9 protein-coding genes and 2 pseudogenes are annotated in these 16,085 nt (G+C 69.6%); 8 read left to right on the forward strand and 3 right to left on the reverse strand.

Annotation, left to right across the window (positions count from 1 at the left end; genetic code table 11):
• Both ACFYW7_RS26165 and ACFYW7_RS26170 read left to right on the forward strand, forming a co-directional pair.
• On the forward strand, positions 1 to 4,935 hold the full coding sequence (locus tag ACFYW7_RS26165; protein ID WP_389506499.1) for a DNA repair ATPase: 4,935 nt from the start codon (positions 1 to 3) through the stop codon (positions 4,933 to 4,935).
• A 261-nt stretch (positions 4,936 to 5,196) separates the two neighbouring features.
• Positions 5,197 to 5,661 (forward strand): CBS domain-containing protein, encoded by a 465-nt coding sequence (locus ACFYW7_RS26170; protein ID WP_389506501.1) that lies wholly within the window; start codon positions 5,197 to 5,199, stop codon positions 5,659 to 5,661.
• Positions 5,662 to 5,670: 9 nt separating this feature from the next.
• Here the strand turns inward: ACFYW7_RS26170 and ACFYW7_RS26175 are convergent.
• Positions 5,671 to 5,859: pseudogene (locus ACFYW7_RS26175) on the reverse strand (MerR family transcriptional regulator); the annotation flags it as partial.
• A gap of 266 nt (positions 5,860 to 6,125) precedes the next feature.
• Between ACFYW7_RS26175 and ACFYW7_RS26180 the strand changes: the two are divergent.
• Positions 6,126 to 7,367 (forward strand): cation:proton antiporter, encoded by a 1,242-nt coding sequence (locus tag ACFYW7_RS26180; RefSeq protein WP_389506504.1) that lies wholly within the window; start codon positions 6,126 to 6,128, stop codon positions 7,365 to 7,367.
• Positions 7,364 to 8,662 carry an SLC13 family permease gene (locus ACFYW7_RS26185; protein ID WP_389506506.1) on the forward strand — a complete coding sequence of 433 codons (1,299 nt, stop codon included), beginning with the start codon at positions 7,364 to 7,366 and terminating at the stop codon, positions 8,660 to 8,662. Before ACFYW7_RS26180 ends, ACFYW7_RS26185 begins: the two co-directional genes overlap by 4 nt.
• A gap of 180 nt (positions 8,663 to 8,842) precedes the next feature.
• On the opposite strand, the gene ACFYW7_RS26190 is transcribed toward ACFYW7_RS26185, so the two are convergent.
• Complete coding sequence (locus ACFYW7_RS26190) at positions 8,843 to 9,982, reverse strand: lactonase family protein (RefSeq protein WP_389507223.1); 1,140 nt, start codon at positions 9,980 to 9,982, stop codon at positions 8,843 to 8,845.
• Positions 9,983 to 10,408: 426 nt separating this feature from the next.
• Here ACFYW7_RS26190 and ACFYW7_RS26195 point away from each other — a divergent pair, with 426 nt between their 5' ends.
• Positions 10,409 to 11,125: a flavodoxin family protein gene (locus ACFYW7_RS26195; RefSeq protein WP_389506508.1), complete on the forward strand. Its 717-nt coding sequence runs from the start codon at positions 10,409 to 10,411 to the stop codon at positions 11,123 to 11,125.
• A gap of 931 nt (positions 11,126 to 12,056) precedes the next feature.
• Positions 12,057 to 12,896 carry an IS5 family transposase gene (locus tag ACFYW7_RS26200; protein WP_389506510.1) on the forward strand — a complete coding sequence of 280 codons (840 nt, stop codon included), beginning with the start codon at positions 12,057 to 12,059 and terminating at the stop codon, positions 12,894 to 12,896.
• Positions 12,897 to 13,094: 198 nt separating this feature from the next.
• Here ACFYW7_RS26200 and ACFYW7_RS26205 read toward each other — a convergent pair whose 3' ends face one another.
• Complete coding sequence (locus tag ACFYW7_RS26205; protein ID WP_389506512.1) at positions 13,095 to 13,952, reverse strand: saccharopine dehydrogenase NADP-binding domain-containing protein; 858 nt, start codon at positions 13,950 to 13,952, stop codon at positions 13,095 to 13,097.
• A 136-nt stretch (positions 13,953 to 14,088) separates the two neighbouring features.
• Here ACFYW7_RS26205 and ACFYW7_RS26210 point away from each other — a divergent pair, with 136 nt between their 5' ends.
• Both ACFYW7_RS26210 and ACFYW7_RS26215 read left to right on the forward strand, forming a co-directional pair.
• Entirely contained in the window at positions 14,089 to 14,772 is a 684-nt protein-coding gene (locus ACFYW7_RS26210; protein ID WP_389506514.1) for a TetR/AcrR family transcriptional regulator, read from the forward strand.
• A gap of 293 nt (positions 14,773 to 15,065) precedes the next feature.
• Positions 15,066 to 16,069, forward strand: a pseudogene (locus ACFYW7_RS26215) (RNA-guided endonuclease InsQ/TnpB family protein).
• The last annotated feature ends 16 nt before the right edge of the window (positions 16,070 to 16,085 follow it).

Raw genomic sequence — 16,085 nt, forward strand, 5'->3', positions numbered from 1 at the left:
ATGGCAACCGGCCTCCACACGGGAACCCACCAGACCGGGATGCTCCAGACCGGGACGTACGACGCCGTCGACACCGGCACGTACGAGGTGCTCCGCGACCGGCTCGCGGCCCAGGCCGCCGAACTCGCCCACCGTGCCGAGGTGCTCAACGCCCGCCGTACGCAGGAATTCGGCTCGGTGCGGCTGGAACTCACCGGCACCGAGCGGCTGCGCGGCGAGCGCCCGTCCGTGCCCCGGGACGTCGTCGCCGTCGGGGACTCCTTGCTCTTCGGCTGCGTTCCGCAGCTCGGCGTCCGGGCGGAGACAGCGGTGGGCGACGTCTTCGCGCTGCACGACCGGGACCTGAACCGGCTCCCCCAGGACGCCGTACCGGGTCTCCTGGACGATCCCGGGTTCGTAAGGGAGTTCGCAGCCCTGCACCGCTACTACCGGCAGGCCCGGCTCCTCCAGCTCCGCCGCACGGACGGCAGACTGCTGGCCGTCTTCCAGACGGGAGAGAAGGCCGGGGACATCCGCGTCCTGCGCTGGGCGACGACCCCGGACGGACAGGTGTCCTTCCTGGACGCGCGAGGGGACCGCGACCACGCCTTGGCGCCCTCCCACGACTTCGCCTGGACCGCCACCACCCGCGAGGACCACGCGCTCGGCCGCCACCCGCACGTCCGCGTCCAGGGCGAGATCTTCGTCTCGACCGTCGGCGGCGCACTCACCGTCAAGGTGGACGATGACACCGAGACCGGTGAGGCGATCTTCGACGAGCCGGTCGACGAGCCGCTGCAATCACTCGCCGACGCGGACATCGCCCACGCACGGGTGGGCGCCCTCATCCTGCTGCGGATCCGCCCCTACAAGGAGGACACCCACCGTTACCTGGTGTTCAACACGCTCACCAGGTCCGTGGTCCGCCTCGACGGCATCGGCCAGGCGTGCCGCCGGCTGCCCGACGACCAGGGCATCGTGTTCCCCGGGGGCTACTGCCTGGCCGGAGGCGGGCACAAGACGTACGACCTGGACACGATCGGCCTGGAGTTCGAGCACGAGGTGCGGTCACCCAACGGCGAGGACGTGCTGTACGCGTTCCACGCCCCTGGGCAGGGCCGCAGGCTGCTGATGTCCTTCAACCTGATCCGCAAGGAGGTCGCGGCTCCGCTGCCGTGCCACGGCTCAGCGCTCTTCGACGACGGCACCCTGATGGTGCTACGTGCCGGCGGGGACGACCCGGTGCGCGTCCACCCCGTTCAGCAGTGGCGCTCCCCGTACGTGTCCGACACCTACGCCGCCATCGCCCCCACCGGCGCAGGGCCGCTGGACCGCGTCGGCAACGCCGACCTCGTCCGCGGCATCTCCGACTGTCTGTCCGTCACGCGCGCCGTCGCCGAGACCACGCCCACGACCGAGGTGTACGAGGAACTGTCGGCCGCCTGCGTCCGCGCCATGGACAGCCACCACTGGCTCGGTGACGAAGAACTGGGCGACCTGCTCACCCCCCTGGCGGCCGTGCGCGGTACCGCCGAACAGGTGCTGGCCGAGTTCGAGACCGTCCTGGCCCTGACCCGACAGGCATCCGACGCTCTCGAAGAAGCCGCGGCCCGCGTCGCGACGGTGGTGCGCCGACTGCGGGGTGAAACCCCACGCGACGCGGCTTTCTGGGTGACGGGGCTGACCGAACTGCGCCACGTCCAAGGGCACTTGCTGACCCTCAAGGAGCTGCGCCACTCCGACACCGCCCGCATCGACGAGCTGGCCGCGGGCGTGGCGGCGGACCTCGCGACGTTCGGACAGCGCGCCGTCGCCTTCCTGGCCCGCGAGGACGCCTTCGCCGGACACCACGCGAGCGTCGAACAGCTCGTGGCGGACGCCGAGTCGATCGCCACCGTCGCCGAGGCCGCGCCCGTCACGGTCCGCCTCGACGAGCTGGCCGAGGGGCTGCGCACGGTGACCGAGGTCGTCGCAGGGATCGACATGACCGACGCCACGGTCCGCACGTCCGTGCTGGAGCGCGTCGCCGGGGTGCTGGGCGGCCTCAACCGGGCTCGCGCCACCCTCGACGCCCGCCGCCGCACCCTCCTCGACCGTGAGGGTCACGCCGAGTTCGCCGCAGAATTCGCTCTGCTCGGCCAGTCGGTCACCGCCGCGCTCACGGTCGCCGGCACTCCTGAGGCGTGTGACGAGCAGCTCACGGGCATCCTGATGCGGCTGGAGGACCTGGAGTCCCGCTTCGCCGAGTTCGACGGCTTCCTCGGCGCACTGGCGGACAAGCGCGCCGAGGTCCACGAGGTCTTCTCCTCCCGCAAGCAGACGCTTGCCGACACCCGCGCCCGCCGGGCCGAACAGCTGGCCACGTCCGCCGCCCGGCTCCTGGAGACGATCGCCCGCCGCTCGGCGACCCTCACGGACCCCGACGCGGTCGCGGCGTTCTTCGCCTCCGATCCCATCGTCGCCAAGGTCCGCCGCACCGCCGACGAGCTGCGCGACCTCGACGACGGCGTACGGGCAGAGGAACTGGACGGCCGCCTGAAGGCAGCCCGGCAGGAAGCGGCCCGCGCCCTGCGCGACCGCGTCGACCTCTACGCCGACGACGGTCGCACCATCCGCCTGGGCAGCCACCGCTTCGCCGTCAACACCCAGCCTCTCGACCTCACACTGGTGCCGCAAGGCGACGGCCTCGCCTTCGCCCTCACCGGCACCGACTACCGCTCTCCCGTCACGGATCCCGACTTCGCCACGACGCGCCCCTTCTGGGACCGGCACCTGCCGTCGGAATCGCCGGAGGTCTACCGCGCCGAGCACCTCGCCGCCCGCCTGCTGAAGGAGCACGGGTACGCGACCCTCGCGGAGGCGGAGCTGCCCACCCTGGCGCGCAAGGCCGCGGAGGAGGCGTACGACGAGGGCTACGAGCGCGGCGTCCACGACCACGACGCCACCGTGATCCTCACCGCCCTGCTTCCGCTGTACGAGCAGGCGGGCCCGCTGCGTCACGAGCCCACCGGCCGCGCCGCCGCCCAGCTGTTCTGGGCACACGGCACCACGGCCGAGGCGCGCGCCACCTGGACACGGCGTGCGGTGTCCCTCGCCCGGGCACGGGACACCTTCGGTCCGTCCCCCGCGATCGCCGAGCTGGAGGGCGAGCTGGCGGACGCGATCGGAGACTGGTCCTCGCCGGACGAAAGGACCGCCCTCGCCGCCGCCTCGTACCTGTTCGAGGAACTGACCGACGGCCCCTACGGTTTCGCGCTCAGCGCGGCCGCCCGCACCCTGCTCGACAAGTTCCGCCACACCGTGGACACCTCGGCCTACGACGAGGACCTGGCGGCACTCGACGACCTCGCCGAACGCCGCCAGCTCGCGGAGGCCTGGCTGTTCTCGTACGTCTCCTCCACCGGCGGCGACCCCGCAGATCTGGCCGAGACGGTGGCCGCCGAGCTGTGCCCGGAACTGACCCGCTACGACGCGGACGCCCCACTCACGGCCACGGCCGAGGGCCTGCTCGGCACGCACCCGCGCATCACCGGCCGCTGCCTGCCCGTCCGGATCGACGAGTTCCTCGCCCGGACCGACAGATTCCGCGAGCTGGAGAACCCGGCCTTCCGCGCCTACCAGCGCCGGCGTACCGCCCTGGTCAGCGCCGAACGCACCCGTCTGCGCCTGCATGACCACCGCCCCCGACCCATGGCGTCGTTCGTCCGCGGCCGCCTCATCGACGAGGTGTACCTGCCGCTCATCGGCGACAACCTCGCCAAGCAGCTCGGCACGGCGGACGAGGCGAAGCACACCGACACCGGCGGACTCCTCCTGCTCGTCTCCCCGCCGGGCTACGGCAAGACGACGCTCATGGAGTACGTCGCCGACCGCCTGGGCCTCCTGCTGGTGAAGGTCAGCGGCCCGGAGCTCGGCCACGCCGTCACCTCCCTCGATCCCGCCGAAGCTCCGAACGCCGCCGCCCGGCAGGAGGTCGAGAAGATCAACTTCGCCCTGGCGGCGGGCAGTAACACCCTCCTGTACCTCGACGACATCCAGCACACCTCGCCCGAGCTGCTGCAGAAGTTCATCCCGCTGTGCGACACCACCCGCCGCATGGAGGGGGTGCGGGACGGCGTGCCGCGCACCTACGACCTGCGGGGCAAGCGGTTCGCGGTCTGCATGGCGGGCAACCCCTACACCGAATCCGGCAGCCGCTTCCGGGTGCCGGACATGCTCGCCAACCGCGCCGACGTGTGGAACCTGGGCGAGGTCCTGACGGGCAAGGAGGACGCCTTCGCCCTCAGCTTCATCGAGAACGCGCTGACGGCAATCCCTGTTCTGGCTCCGCTGGCCGGCCGTGACCGCGCCGACCTCGACCTGCTGGTCCGGCTCGCGGTCGGCGACGCGACCGCACGCGCCGACCGGCTCAGCCACTCTTACGCGCCCGCGGAACTGGAGCGAATCCTGGCCGTTCTGCGTCACCTGGTCGCCGCGCGCGGGACGCTCCTCGCGGTCAACGCCGCCTACATTGCCTCCGCTGCCCAGACCGACGAGGCTCGCACCGAACCGCCCTTCCGGCTCCAGGGCTCCTACCGGAACATGAACAAGATCGCCCAGCGTCTCCAGCCCATCATGAACGACGCGGAACTGGCCGCGCTCCTCGACGACCACTACACGGCCGAGGCACAGACCCTCACCACCGGAGCCGAGGCCAACCTCCTCAAACTCGCCGAACTGCGCGGCACGCTCACCACCGCACAGGCCGACCGCTGGGCCGAGGTGAAGTCCGCGTACGTCCGCACGCACACCCTGGGCGGACCCGACAGCGATCCCCTCACGCGCGCCGTCGCCGCCCTTGGCCTGCTCGCGGAACGGGTCGCCGCCGTCGAGTCGGCCATCACCCGCGTTGCCGACCCCCGGCATGTGCCCGCCACCCCGAACACCCCGCGCGCGGCCCGGCGACGGGAGCCGTGATGACGTATTTCATGGTGCCCCTCGTCGTCGCTCTCGTGATCGTGGCGCTCAACACGGTCGTTCTGGTCCGCCGGGACCGGCGGACGATGGCGTGTCGGCCGCGAGAGCGCGAGTGAGACGGACCCCGAGCGAACCGTTGTCGTCCGCCGGCCCGCACGACCTCCGCAGGTTGGTTGTATCGTGCTCGTGCGACCAGCCGTTTCCAGCCGAACCCGGGAGACGCAGGAGCCGCGGACGACGGCAGCAAGACGGGAGCCGGGTATGCGTGCGCGTGACTTGGCGGTGGAGTACGAGACGGTCGGCCTCGACAGCGACGCCCTGGAAGCCGCGCGGCTGATGGCCGAGCACCGGCTCCCCGCACTGCTGGTGGTGGACGAAGAAGGCGCGCCGAAGGCGATCCTGCCCGCCTCACAGATGATCAAAATCCTCGTGCCGGGATACGTGGTCGAGGACCCGACCCTCGCGGCCGTCGTCGACGAACGCCACGCCGACCGGCTGTGCGCCGCGTTGAAGGGCCGCAAGGTGCGCGACTGCCTGTCCAAGACCACGCCGCCGCCCGTGGTCGCCGCCCCGGACGACACCGCGCTGGAGGTCGCCGCGCACATGGCGCAGGCCCGCAGTCCGCTCGTGGCCGTGGTGGACAAGGACAAGGCCGGTGTGCGGCTCCTGGGCGTCATCACCGCCTCCCACCTGCTGGACCGGCTGCTCGCCGTCGATTCCGCCTGATACGCGGGATCAGCAGCCGTCGGTGTTCGGCGGACGTCCACGGAGAGTGGCGGCGAAGTCTACCGCGCGAGCCAGCTGGACCCGAAGCTTCTCCACCTGTTCTGTGGGGGCCTGTTCGTAGGCCCGTACGCGCTTCAGCAGGGCTTCGCGCTCGGTGGGGTCGAGGCCGGTGCCGACATCGAGGCGGGCGGTGACGTCCCCGAGGACTTCTGGCCGGCCGCTGGGAGTCCTGCGCTGTTCGGGAGCCTCGCTTTGGTGCCCCTGCCGTTCAGCGGTTCTCACGAGTCCCGGGAATGGTCCGATACGGCCCGACCCTGCCGGGAACCGGCAATATCCAGTCCTCCGGAGTGCCCGCCAACAACCTGTTAAAGAAGCGTCAAGAACCGGTAAGGTTCCCATCGGTGTGCCGGGAAGCCTGGTCGGCGAGCAGGGGATCACTCTCTCTTCCGATCGGGGCGTTCGACATGGTGCTGGTGGTGGTGTTCGGCGTCGCGCTACTGGTGGCGGTGCTGTTGTCGGGTCTTGCGGCACGGACGGTGCTGTCGACCTCCTTGCTCTTCCTCGTCGGCGGTGCGCTCGTCAGCGATGGTTTTCTCGGCCTGATCCACATCACGCCGGACAGCGAGATCGTCTCCGTGACGGCGGACCTGGCTCTCTTCGCGGTCCTGTTCACCGACGGCATGCACGTCTCACTGCCGACACTGCGCTCCAACTGGCGGAACCCGGCACGAGCCCTGGGCCTGGGTATGCCGCTGGCGTTCGTCTTCATGGCTCTGGTCACCCACTTCCTGGTGGGCCTGGACTGGACGACGTCGTTCCTCGTGGGAGCGGTCCTGGCGCCGACCGACCCGGTGTTCGCCTCGGCGATCGTCGGCCGCAGGGAGGTCCCGGCCAAGCTGCGGCAGCTGCTGAACGTGGAGAGTGGCATCAACGACGGGCTCGCCCTCCCGGTGGTCCTTGTGCTGATCGCCGCCGCCGGCCCGATCGCCGGCAAGGGCGAGGCATCGCCCGGGACGATCGGCCTGGAGCTGCTGCTCGGCCTGGTGTTCGGCATCGCACTGCCGCTGCTGGTCAACGCTCTGGTGCGGTTCCGTCTGCTGGGTGCCGAGCCGAAGTTGCAGCCGCTGCTGCCGCTGGCGACCGGGATCATCCTGTACGCGGCCTGCCACCTCACGCACGCCAACGCATACCTGGCGGCGTTCTCGGCGGGCGCCGTCCTCGCACACGTCTCGCCCGAGGCCAAGGCATCCTTCGAACCGCTCGGCGAGGCGCTCGCGGAGCTGGCGAAGTTCGCGGCTCTGCTGGTCTTCGGCGCGCTGCTGACCCCGACCCTGTTCGCGGACCTGTCGTGGGGCGGCTACGCCGCGGTGATCCTGGCGATCCTCGTGATCCGTCCGGCCTCGCTGCTGCTCTCGCTGCTCGGCACACGCATCTCCCGCAAGGAGAGGCTGGTGGCGGCCTGGTTCGGCCCGAAGGGCTTCGCCTCCGTGGTGTACGGGCTGCTGGTACTGCAGTCCGGCATCCCACAGGCAGAGCAGGCGTTCACGCTCATCGCGGTGTGCATCGCCTTCTCGATCATCGCGCACAGCTCCACCGACGTACCGATCGCGCGGGCCTTCGACGTCGACGAACTGGTGGGCATCCCCGACGGGGACGACACCGGGAACAGGATCGTGCAACCCCTCGCAGGAACCGGAGCACCGTGAACGACTGGCACAGCTGGGCCGCGATCGTCGTATTCGTCGGCGCGTACGCCCTGATCATCAGCGAGAAGATCCACCGTGTCGCCGTGGCCCTGGGCGGCGCGGGCCTGATGCTGGCGATCGGGGCGACCGACGACGTCTCGGCGTTCTACTCCCAGGACTCCGGCATCGACTGGAACGTCATCTTCCTGCTCATGGGCATGATGATGATCGTCGGCGTTCTGAAGAAGACCGGCATGTTCGAGTACCTGGCCATCTGGTCGGTGAAGAAGGCGAAGGCCAAACCCTTCCGGGTGATGGCCATGCTCGTGGTCATCACGGCGGTCGCCTCCGCACTTCTCGACAACGTCACCACGGTTCTGCTCATCGCCCCGGTGACGCTGCTCGTCTGCGAGCGCCTCGCCCTGCCGGCCGCCCCCTTCCTCATCGCGGAGGTGTTCGCCTCCAACATCGGCGGCACCGCCACCCTGGTCGGCGACCCGCCCAACATCATCATCGCCAGCCGGGCCGGACTGACCTTCAACGACTTCCTGGGCCACCTCGCCCCGCTGGCCGTGCTGCTGGTCTTCGTCCTCGTGGCACTGTGTCGCGTGATGTTCCGCAGGTTCTTCGTCTACGACGAGGACCGTGCCGCCGAGATCATGGACCTGGAAGAGCGGGAAGCCATCAAGGACCCCCGGCTCCTGGTCCAGGGCTTGATCGTGCTCGCCCTGGTCGTGGCCGGATTCGTCCTCCACCCCGTGCTCCACTACGAACCGAGCATCGTCGCCCTGCTCGGCGCCGGACTGCTCATCGCGATCTCCACCGCCGAGACGAGCGAGGTCCTGTCCGAGGTCGAGTGGCCGACCCTCGCCTTCTTCGCCGGCTTGTTCATCATGATCGGCGGATTGATCGACACCGGTGTGATCGACGAGGTCTCCAAGGCGCTGGCCGATGCCATCGGCACGAACGAACTCGGCGGCTCCCTGACCCTGCTGGGCGCCTCGGCCGTGCTGTCCGGCGTCGTGGACAACATCCCCTACGTCGCCACCATGGCGCCCATCACCAGCGACCTGGTCCACAACATGGGCGGCGGCAGTGACCACGTCATGTGGTGGGCCCTCGCCCTCGGCGCCGACCTGGGAGGCAACGCCACAGCCATCGGCGCCTCCGCCAACGTCGTCGTCCTCGGCATCGCCGAACGCAACCGCCAGCCCATCACCTTCTGGCAGTTCACCAAGTACGGCCTGATCGTCACCGCCGTGACCGTGACAATCTCCCTCGGCTATGTCTGGCTGCGCTACTTCGCCCTGGCCTGACGCGGGGCTCCCGCGGGATCCCGACCGAGGCGGCGCTGCCGGAACCTCTATGTCCCAGGTGGGATGCCGGACTGTGCCAGGCACACCGGTGTGAGGAGGGGGCAGGGCTCGTGGGGAATGAGGCGGCCGCGGCCCCGCCTGACAGGCGGGGCCGCGGGCTTGTGCTGTGCGCGGGGCGGGTCAGAACGCGACGATGCCTTCGCCGCCGGCGCCGCCCGGTACGGTCCGGGAGCCCAGCCGGGTGAGTGAGCCGTCGTGGTTGACCGCGAACTCGTCGACGATGCCGTTGACCCCCGTCTGGGCGTAGAGGTAGTGCCCGTCCGGGGTGGTTGCGGCGTCGACGGTGCCGGGATTGGTGGGCGTGTTGCCCAGGGGGGTCAGCCGACGGCCGTGGTCGGAGGCCCGGAACCCGCTGAGGGTGGAGCTGCCCGCGTTGGAGGCGTAGAGCAGGTTGCGGGTGGCGACGATCCAGCAGGTGGCCGACTGGCCCGTGGCCGCGAAGGCCTCCTGGGATGCGGTGCCGTCGCGGTGGATGGTGAAGGTCGCGACGGCGTTCGTCCCGGCCTCGGCCAGGAACAGGCCGTGGCGGCCGTTGGGGACGAAGGCAAAGGGCACGGCGCCCGGCAGACTCGTGGTGACCGGGGAATGGGCCGGTGCGCCGGAGCGGTTCAGGTTGAACACGAGCAGACTGCTGCCGTTCGCCTTGGTGGTGACGACGAGCTGGGAGCCGTCGCCGGTGAAGCCCACCTGGCCCGGGGTGTTGGTGAACTGGGGCGTGGCGTTCGGGTCGAGCCCCAGACGGCGGTTGCGTCCGGCCTCCTTGTGCAGGCGGCCGTGGTCGACGGTGTAGCCCTGGATCGAACCGCCGTTCAGGGCGTTGAGCACGTACACGTCGTCGTCGTGCACGGCGATGCTCACCGGGAAACGGCCGCCGGAGCGGACAACCTGCCGCAGCGCCAGGCGGTCGCCGTCGACCGAGAACACGGAGACGGTGTCGCTGCCGGCGTTGACGGCGTACAGCAGGGCGTGGCGCGGGTCGTAGGTCAGGGAGCCCTGCGAGGCGAGGTGGTCGGCGACCGACCCGGCCAGTACGCCCCCGAGACCGTGCGTGTCGTAGGTTCGGGCCTGGGTCAGCCGGCCGTTCTCCGCACGCCGGTAGGCGACGATCTGGTTGCCGTCCGGGTTGTCGGTCTGGACGAAGACCGCATGGTCCCCGCCGCGGTCGTGCCCGTATCCCTCGTGTGCCGCAGCGGACACGGACGGGGTGCACAGGGCTGCTGTGGCGAGCGCGGTCGCGACGGCCATGCCGATGCGAGTCATCTTCTGCACGATGTTCTGCCTCCATGAGGGACCGGGATCGACGTCTCGCCGGAGGCCTGCGTCTCTGGTCGAGCCAGATTCGGGCACGGTGGCCGCGAGCGGAGACGACATGGACGAGGGCTGTGGTGGGCGCGCCAGGCCGGCAGCGTCCTTGCACGTGAGCCACTACTGCTCCTCGCCGAAAAGGTATGTGACGTTTTGTCATAAATCTCGGAGGTGCTGCGGTTCGGCGCCGCCTGGAGCGTGAGGTGGTCGCTGCGGTCGTCCTGCGGGTGCCCCGTAGGTCTTCCGGCGTCGGCACTTCAGCGCTCCGTCGCGTCGGCCCGCACCGCGCTTGCACGTCTGGCCCAGCCCGCGGGCGTCACGGAGGCCCGCCTGGTGAAGTGGACAGGACTCGATGCCCGCCCGACGACGGAAGGCGCACCCATGCCGGACACAGTGACCTCGTACAGCGACCTGCGCGCCCTGGTCATCAACTGCACACTCAAGCGTTCACCCGAGCGCAGCCACACCCAGGGCCTGATCGACGTCAGCCGCGGCATCATGGAGCGCCAGGGCGTCGCGGTCGACGTCATCCGTGCCGTGGACCACGACATCGCCACCGGCGTCTGGCCCGACATGACCGAACACGGCTGGGAGACCGACGAATGGCCGGTCCTGTACAGCCAGGTGATGGCCGCGGACATCCTGATCATCGCGGGACCGATCTGGCTGGGCGACAACTCCTCCGTGACGAAGCAAGTCATCGAACGCCTGTACGCCTGCTCCTCGCTGCTCAACGAGGCCGGCCAGTACGCGTACTACGGCCGGGTGGGCGGCTGCTTGATCACCGGAAACGAGGACGGCATCAAGCACTGCGCCATGAACGTGCTCTACAGCCTTCAGCACCTCGGTTACACCATCCCGCCGCAGGCCGATGCCGGCTGGATCGGCGAGGCGGGGCCGGGTCCGTCCTATCTCGACCCGGGTTCCGGCGGACCGCAGAACGAGTTCACCAACCGCAACACCACCTTCATGACATGGAACCTGCTTCACCTCGCCCGGATGCTCAAGAACGCCGGCGGCATCCCCGCGCACGGCAACCAGCGATCCGAATGGGACGCGGGCTGCCGCTTCGACTTCGAGAACCCCGAGCACCGCTGACCCGCGCCGACCGTGCGGGTCACCGTCGACCGGTGCCGACGTCTGGACCCGGGCATCGCCTCCGGGCGAGCCACCAGGAGATCTGGGCTCTCACGCAGGCGGACACGCCGCCCGGCCACGGTCCGCAGCGAAGCACGCGCATCGCTGCTCAAGGACACCGGAGCCACCGGCGTACTCATCGACGACGGCCACTGGCGGCCGAGGCCGAAACGCCGGGGCCTCGCAGTCGACACGCTGCTTGACGTCGTCGGTAACACCGTGCCGCGAGCCTCGGCCCGCCCGCGCGGGGGGTCGCCAAGTGGGTTTCTCGGCGGATTCGCACCGGTGCCGGAATTCGCCCCGGTCGCCTACCTGCCCAGCGCAGTTCGGCCGAGCTGCTTCGGCAGCGCCTTTCGTCCTGGGAACCCCTGCCTTCCTCCTCCTGTCCGACATACCGCTGGAGCGATCTGCACCAAGGTCGAGGCTGGCACCCTGAAGGCTTGCCCTTCGTGCGTGTTCAGTGGGGCTTCCATCACCCTCATGTCCCGTCGCCTGGCCCGCCCCCGCCGCCAGACACAGGTGCTGTTAGCCACCTTCCCAGCCGCCTGAAGATCAGCCGTTGCCGTTGCCGTCTGGAGCGGCGACCATCGATGCTCAACCGAACGGCAAGCCGGATCACCACAGCGCCTTATGCCACCGTGCCTGCGAGAGGAGGATGTGACACGGCTTCTCTCTCGAAGAGTGTTTTGTCCCGGTGAGGTTGTTTGGTGGCGCTTCACCGGGACGAGTTGAGAAGGCTGCTGGGGCGAAGGTGTTCCCTGTGATGGATGGGGCAGCTGTCGCTCTTCGGCCGCCCGTTTCCGTCGGTTCGCTCCTGTCCGATCCCAGAGCGCCCCCGCTTGGCTCCGTTTGCGCCCTGCAGGGACAGGCTGCCCGCCGGTACTACCGAAACATGACGCGACAACGTCCGTACCCCAGCGACCTCTCCGATGCCCGCTGGGAACTGATCGGCCCCACGCTCACCGCCTGGCGGGCCGAGCGCAGAGGCAAGGGCCTGGACATCGGCCGCCCACCCGAGCACGACCTGCGCCGCATCATGGACGCCATCCTCTACGTCGACCGCACCGGCATTGCCTGGCGTTATCTGCCGCACGACTTCCCGCCATGGGAAACGGTCTACGGCTACTTCGCCGCATGGCAAAAAGAGGGCACCTTCGACCAACTCAACGGCCTTCTGCGTCGCCTGGTGCGAGAGGCCGAAGGCCGCGACGGCGAGCCCACCGCCTGCGTGCTGGACGCGCAGAGTGTGAAGACCTCCGCGAACGTCCCCGCGGCCGGCCAGGGCATCGATGCCGGCAAGAAAATCGCAGGCCGCAAGCGCCACATCGGAGTCGACACCCTCGGCCTGCTCCTGGCCGTCTGGGTCACCGCGGCGAGCGTCTCCGACAACGTCGGCGGCATACACCTGATGTCCCACATCGCCGCCGCTCACCCTCGCGTGACCAAGGCATGGGCCGACACCGGCTACCGCACCAAAGCCATCGACCACGGCGCCCGTCTGGGCATCGACGTCGAAGTCGTCCACCGCAAGCCGGGCGTCAAAGGCTTCAAGGTGATTCCGCGGCGCTGGGTCGTCGAGCGGACCTTCGGCTGGCTCATGCATCACCGCCGCCTGGCCCGCGACTACGAAACCCACCCTCACCGCTCCGAAGCCATAATCCACGTCGCGATGATCGACCTCATAAGCCGCAGACTCACCCGCGAATCCACCCCCAACTGGCGCGACACCTGAACCTCGAACCAAACAACCTCACCGGGACAAAACGCTCTTTAAAGCGCGTACGCAGATGATCTGGCCGTACGGCGACCGTTGCCGCCCCCTGTTGGCTGGTGAGGAGTCGGACAACGCGGAGCAATGTTGTGGTTCGTGCACGGTCGAGTACGCGTCCGCGTGACCGAAGCGCTGCTCCTACGCATCGCAGGTCCGGCTTCAGCTGTGAGCGGCCGGTTCGGCCGTCAGGTCGGCGAAGTCCCCGAGCATGTGTGAGGTGTGCGCCTGTTGCCCTGTGACGAGTTGGAAGTTCCGCGCTGTCGCGTGGACCAGCATGCTCCCGCCCTGCAGCACTGGGCACCCCAGTGCCCGTGCCGCCCGCGCGAGCGATCCGGGGTCGGGGCTGTGGTCGAGGTCGCAGATCCACAGGTCGCTGCGCAGCGACTCGGTGAGCGCCTGGGCCAACCGGTCGGATTCCTCCGCGGGTGGGAGGGCATTGACGAGTCCGTCGGCCTGCTTGAGATGATGGTCGAGAACCTCGGCCGGAAGGGCCGTGGCGGGACGGTGCACCGCATGCCGGTTCACGGCCTCGGCCAGGGCTGAGGCCCGGGCCGGGTCGGTGTCGATCAGGGTCAGACGTTCCACGCCGCGCTCGGCGAGCGCGTGGGCGACCGACACACCGGCACCCGTCGCGCCGACCTGAACGACCCGGGAGAGAGCAGCACCAGGCAGGCTCCGCGCGAAGGCGGCGGTGAAGGCTTCCATGCCGGTGTCGTGGCCGGTGGCCCGGCCGTCCGCGCCGTAGACGACCGCGGTTACCGTGTCCGTTCTGGCAGCTGCCCGGGACAGTCCGTCCAGGGCCTCCACCGTGTGATCCGCAGATGCGGCCACGCTGAGTCCCGAGAACCCGAAGACCCTGCAGTCGTCCAGCAGCGTGCCGAAGTCCCTCTGGGAGTCCAGGTGCCGGCACAGGTAGCGCAGGTGGTGGCGTTCGGCTTCGCGGCGGTGGAGTTCGGAGCTGACCGAGAACTCGGCTCCCGGCGCAATCAACCCGACCAGGTACGAGTGCTGGTTCATCCGGACTCCACACGAGTAATGTACGAACTGGTTCGTTATCAATACCAGGATCGGCGCGCTGCGGGAAGTGGCAAGGATGCCCCGACCGCGCCCAGGACACGTCGCGCCTCCGGCCCGGGGCGGGCGAGGGGGTCACATGGGCACGGCCGTCTCCCCGGACCGGCACCGTCCGCACGACGCGGACCGCACACGGCGCGAGATACTCGCGGCAGCCAGAGCGGAGTTCGCGGAAGCCGGGTACGCCGGCGCGCGCATGGACGAGATCACCGCCCGCACCCGCACCAGCAAGAGGATGATCTACTACTACTTCGGCAGCAAGGAGGGCCTGTTCACAGCCGTCCTCGAGGAGGCCTACCGTGAAATCCGCCAGCAGGAGCTGCTGTTGGACGCCGAGGAGCAGGACCCAGTTGAGGCGATGCGCCGGCTGGCAGAGCTGACCTTCGACCATCACGAGGCCCACCCCGACTTCGTCCGTCTGGTGAGCATCGAGAACGTCCACCGAGGACGTCACCTGGCCCGGTCGCGGCATCTGACGGACCTGCGGACCCCGGCGCTCACGGTCATCGAAGGGATTTTGCACAAGGGGCGGGAGAGCGGACGGATCACCGCCGACGTCGACGCGGTCGGCATGCACGCCTTCATCAGCTCGTTCTGTGTCTTCCCGGTGGCCAACCGGCACACCTTCGCAGCGCTGTTCGACTGTGACCTGCTCGCGCCGGGACACCGCGCCCGGCTGCGCACCATGCTCGGGGACCTGGTCGTCACCTACCTGACGGGCACTGCCGCGCAGCGGGTGCAACCGGTGGTCTCACAGGCGTGAGCGAAGCGTCCTGGCCGTCTGCTCGGCAGAGGCGAAGCACTGCTTCAAGGAGGCGCCCGCTTCGTCCGCCGCCCCCACATCCCGTGTGAGTGACGCGGAGCGTCGCCGCGTCCGGTCCAGTTGTGGTGCGTCTTTGTCCGGCAGTCGGGCGGGGCGTTGCGAACATGCGTGCCCGTGATCGCTGGTGCGGGTGGCGATGAGGGGAAGGGGGTACGGGTGTGCGTTGCTCGCACATACGGTCCTGGTGTACGGGGCGGAACGCCGCCCGTGGCGTGGGCCGGGAGGGGAGGGGTATGGCGGTTACCGTGGTGAGGGAAGCGGGTGCGGCTGGCGGGCACGCCCGTTACACCTTCCGGCTCCGGGTGTCCGCCACGGGTCGGGCCGCGCTGGAGGCAGAGTGGGGGCGCTGCCGGTGGATACTGCCGATGCACCGCCGTGCCGGGATGCCCCGGCACAAGAGGAAGCGCGAGGCCCTGCCCACGCTGAACTACACCAAGCGTGGATTCCGGCTGGAGGACGGCCGGCTGCACCTCGCGGGCAAGATCGTGCTGACGGTGGTGCAGTCGCGGGACCTGCCGTCCGACCCGTCCTCGGTGCGCGTGTACCAGGACGCGCTGGGGCAGTGGTACTGCTCGTTCGTCGCGCCTGCCCAAGTGCAGCCACTGCCAAAGGCGGGCCGCGTGCTCGGCGTGGACTGGGGGGTGAAGGAGACCGCCACCACCACCTCCGATACGCATGACCTCCCGCACGCCCAGCACGGGAAGAAGGCACAGCACAAGCTCTCACGGTACGACCGGATGATGGCCCGCCGCAGACCGAAGAAGGGCCACGCCGCCTCGAAGGGCTACCGCGAGGCGAAGAAGTGGCGGGCGAAGACCTATGCGAAGATCGCCCGGCAGCGGCAGGACACCGGCCGCAAGTGGGCGAAGAAGGTCGTGCACGACCACGACGCCATCGCTGTCGAGGACTTCCGCCCGAAGTTCCTTGCCAGGTCGTCGATGGCACGCAAGGCGGCGGACGCCGCGATCGGCGCCACGAAGAAGGCCCTGATCGAGATGGGCCGCAAGCACGGGCGGGACGTCCGCCTCGTGCACACCACCATGGACTGCGCGTCGTGCGGAGCGAGAACCAAGCACGCACTCCCGCTGTCCGAACGCACCTACACCTGCAACGCGTGCGGAGCCGTGTCCCCCAGAGACAAGAACTCCGCCCGCGTGATGCTGCTCCGGCTGGTCTCAACCCGGCTGGTGTCGAGGGCACAAGACCTCCGGGAGCGCTGCTCCCGGAGGGAGCCTGAGCCAGGAATCCCCTCT

It is taken from the genome of Streptomyces sp. NPDC002580 (assembly GCF_042889485.1).
Taxonomy (GTDB): domain Bacteria; phylum Actinomycetota; class Actinomycetes; order Streptomycetales; family Streptomycetaceae; genus Streptomyces.

Bases quoted from the DNA above. Each gene is read 5' to 3' on its own strand.
- ACFYW7_RS26195 (WP_389506508.1), top strand. From the start codon at position 10,409: ATGCCGGACACAGTGACCTCGTACAGCGACCTGCGCGCCCTGGTCATC.
- ACFYW7_RS26210 (WP_389506514.1), top strand. From the start codon at position 14,089: ATGGGCACGGCCGTCTCCCCGGACCGGCACCGTCCGCACGACGCGGAC.
- ACFYW7_RS26165 (WP_389506499.1), top strand. From the start codon at position 1: ATGGCAACCGGCCTCCACACGGGAACCCACCAGACCGGGATGCTCCAG.
- ACFYW7_RS26190 (WP_389507223.1), bottom strand. From the start codon at position 9,982: ATGACTCGCATCGGCATGGCCGTCGCGACCGCGCTCGCCACAGCAGCC.
- ACFYW7_RS26170 (WP_389506501.1), top strand. From the start codon at position 5,197: ATGCGTGCGCGTGACTTGGCGGTGGAGTACGAGACGGTCGGCCTCGAC.
- ACFYW7_RS26180 (WP_389506504.1), top strand. From the start codon at position 6,126: ATGGTGCTGGTGGTGGTGTTCGGCGTCGCGCTACTGGTGGCGGTGCTG.
- ACFYW7_RS26200 (WP_389506510.1), top strand. From the start codon at position 12,057: ATGACGCGACAACGTCCGTACCCCAGCGACCTCTCCGATGCCCGCTGG.
- ACFYW7_RS26205 (WP_389506512.1), bottom strand. From the start codon at position 13,952: ATGAACCAGCACTCGTACCTGGTCGGGTTGATTGCGCCGGGAGCCGAG.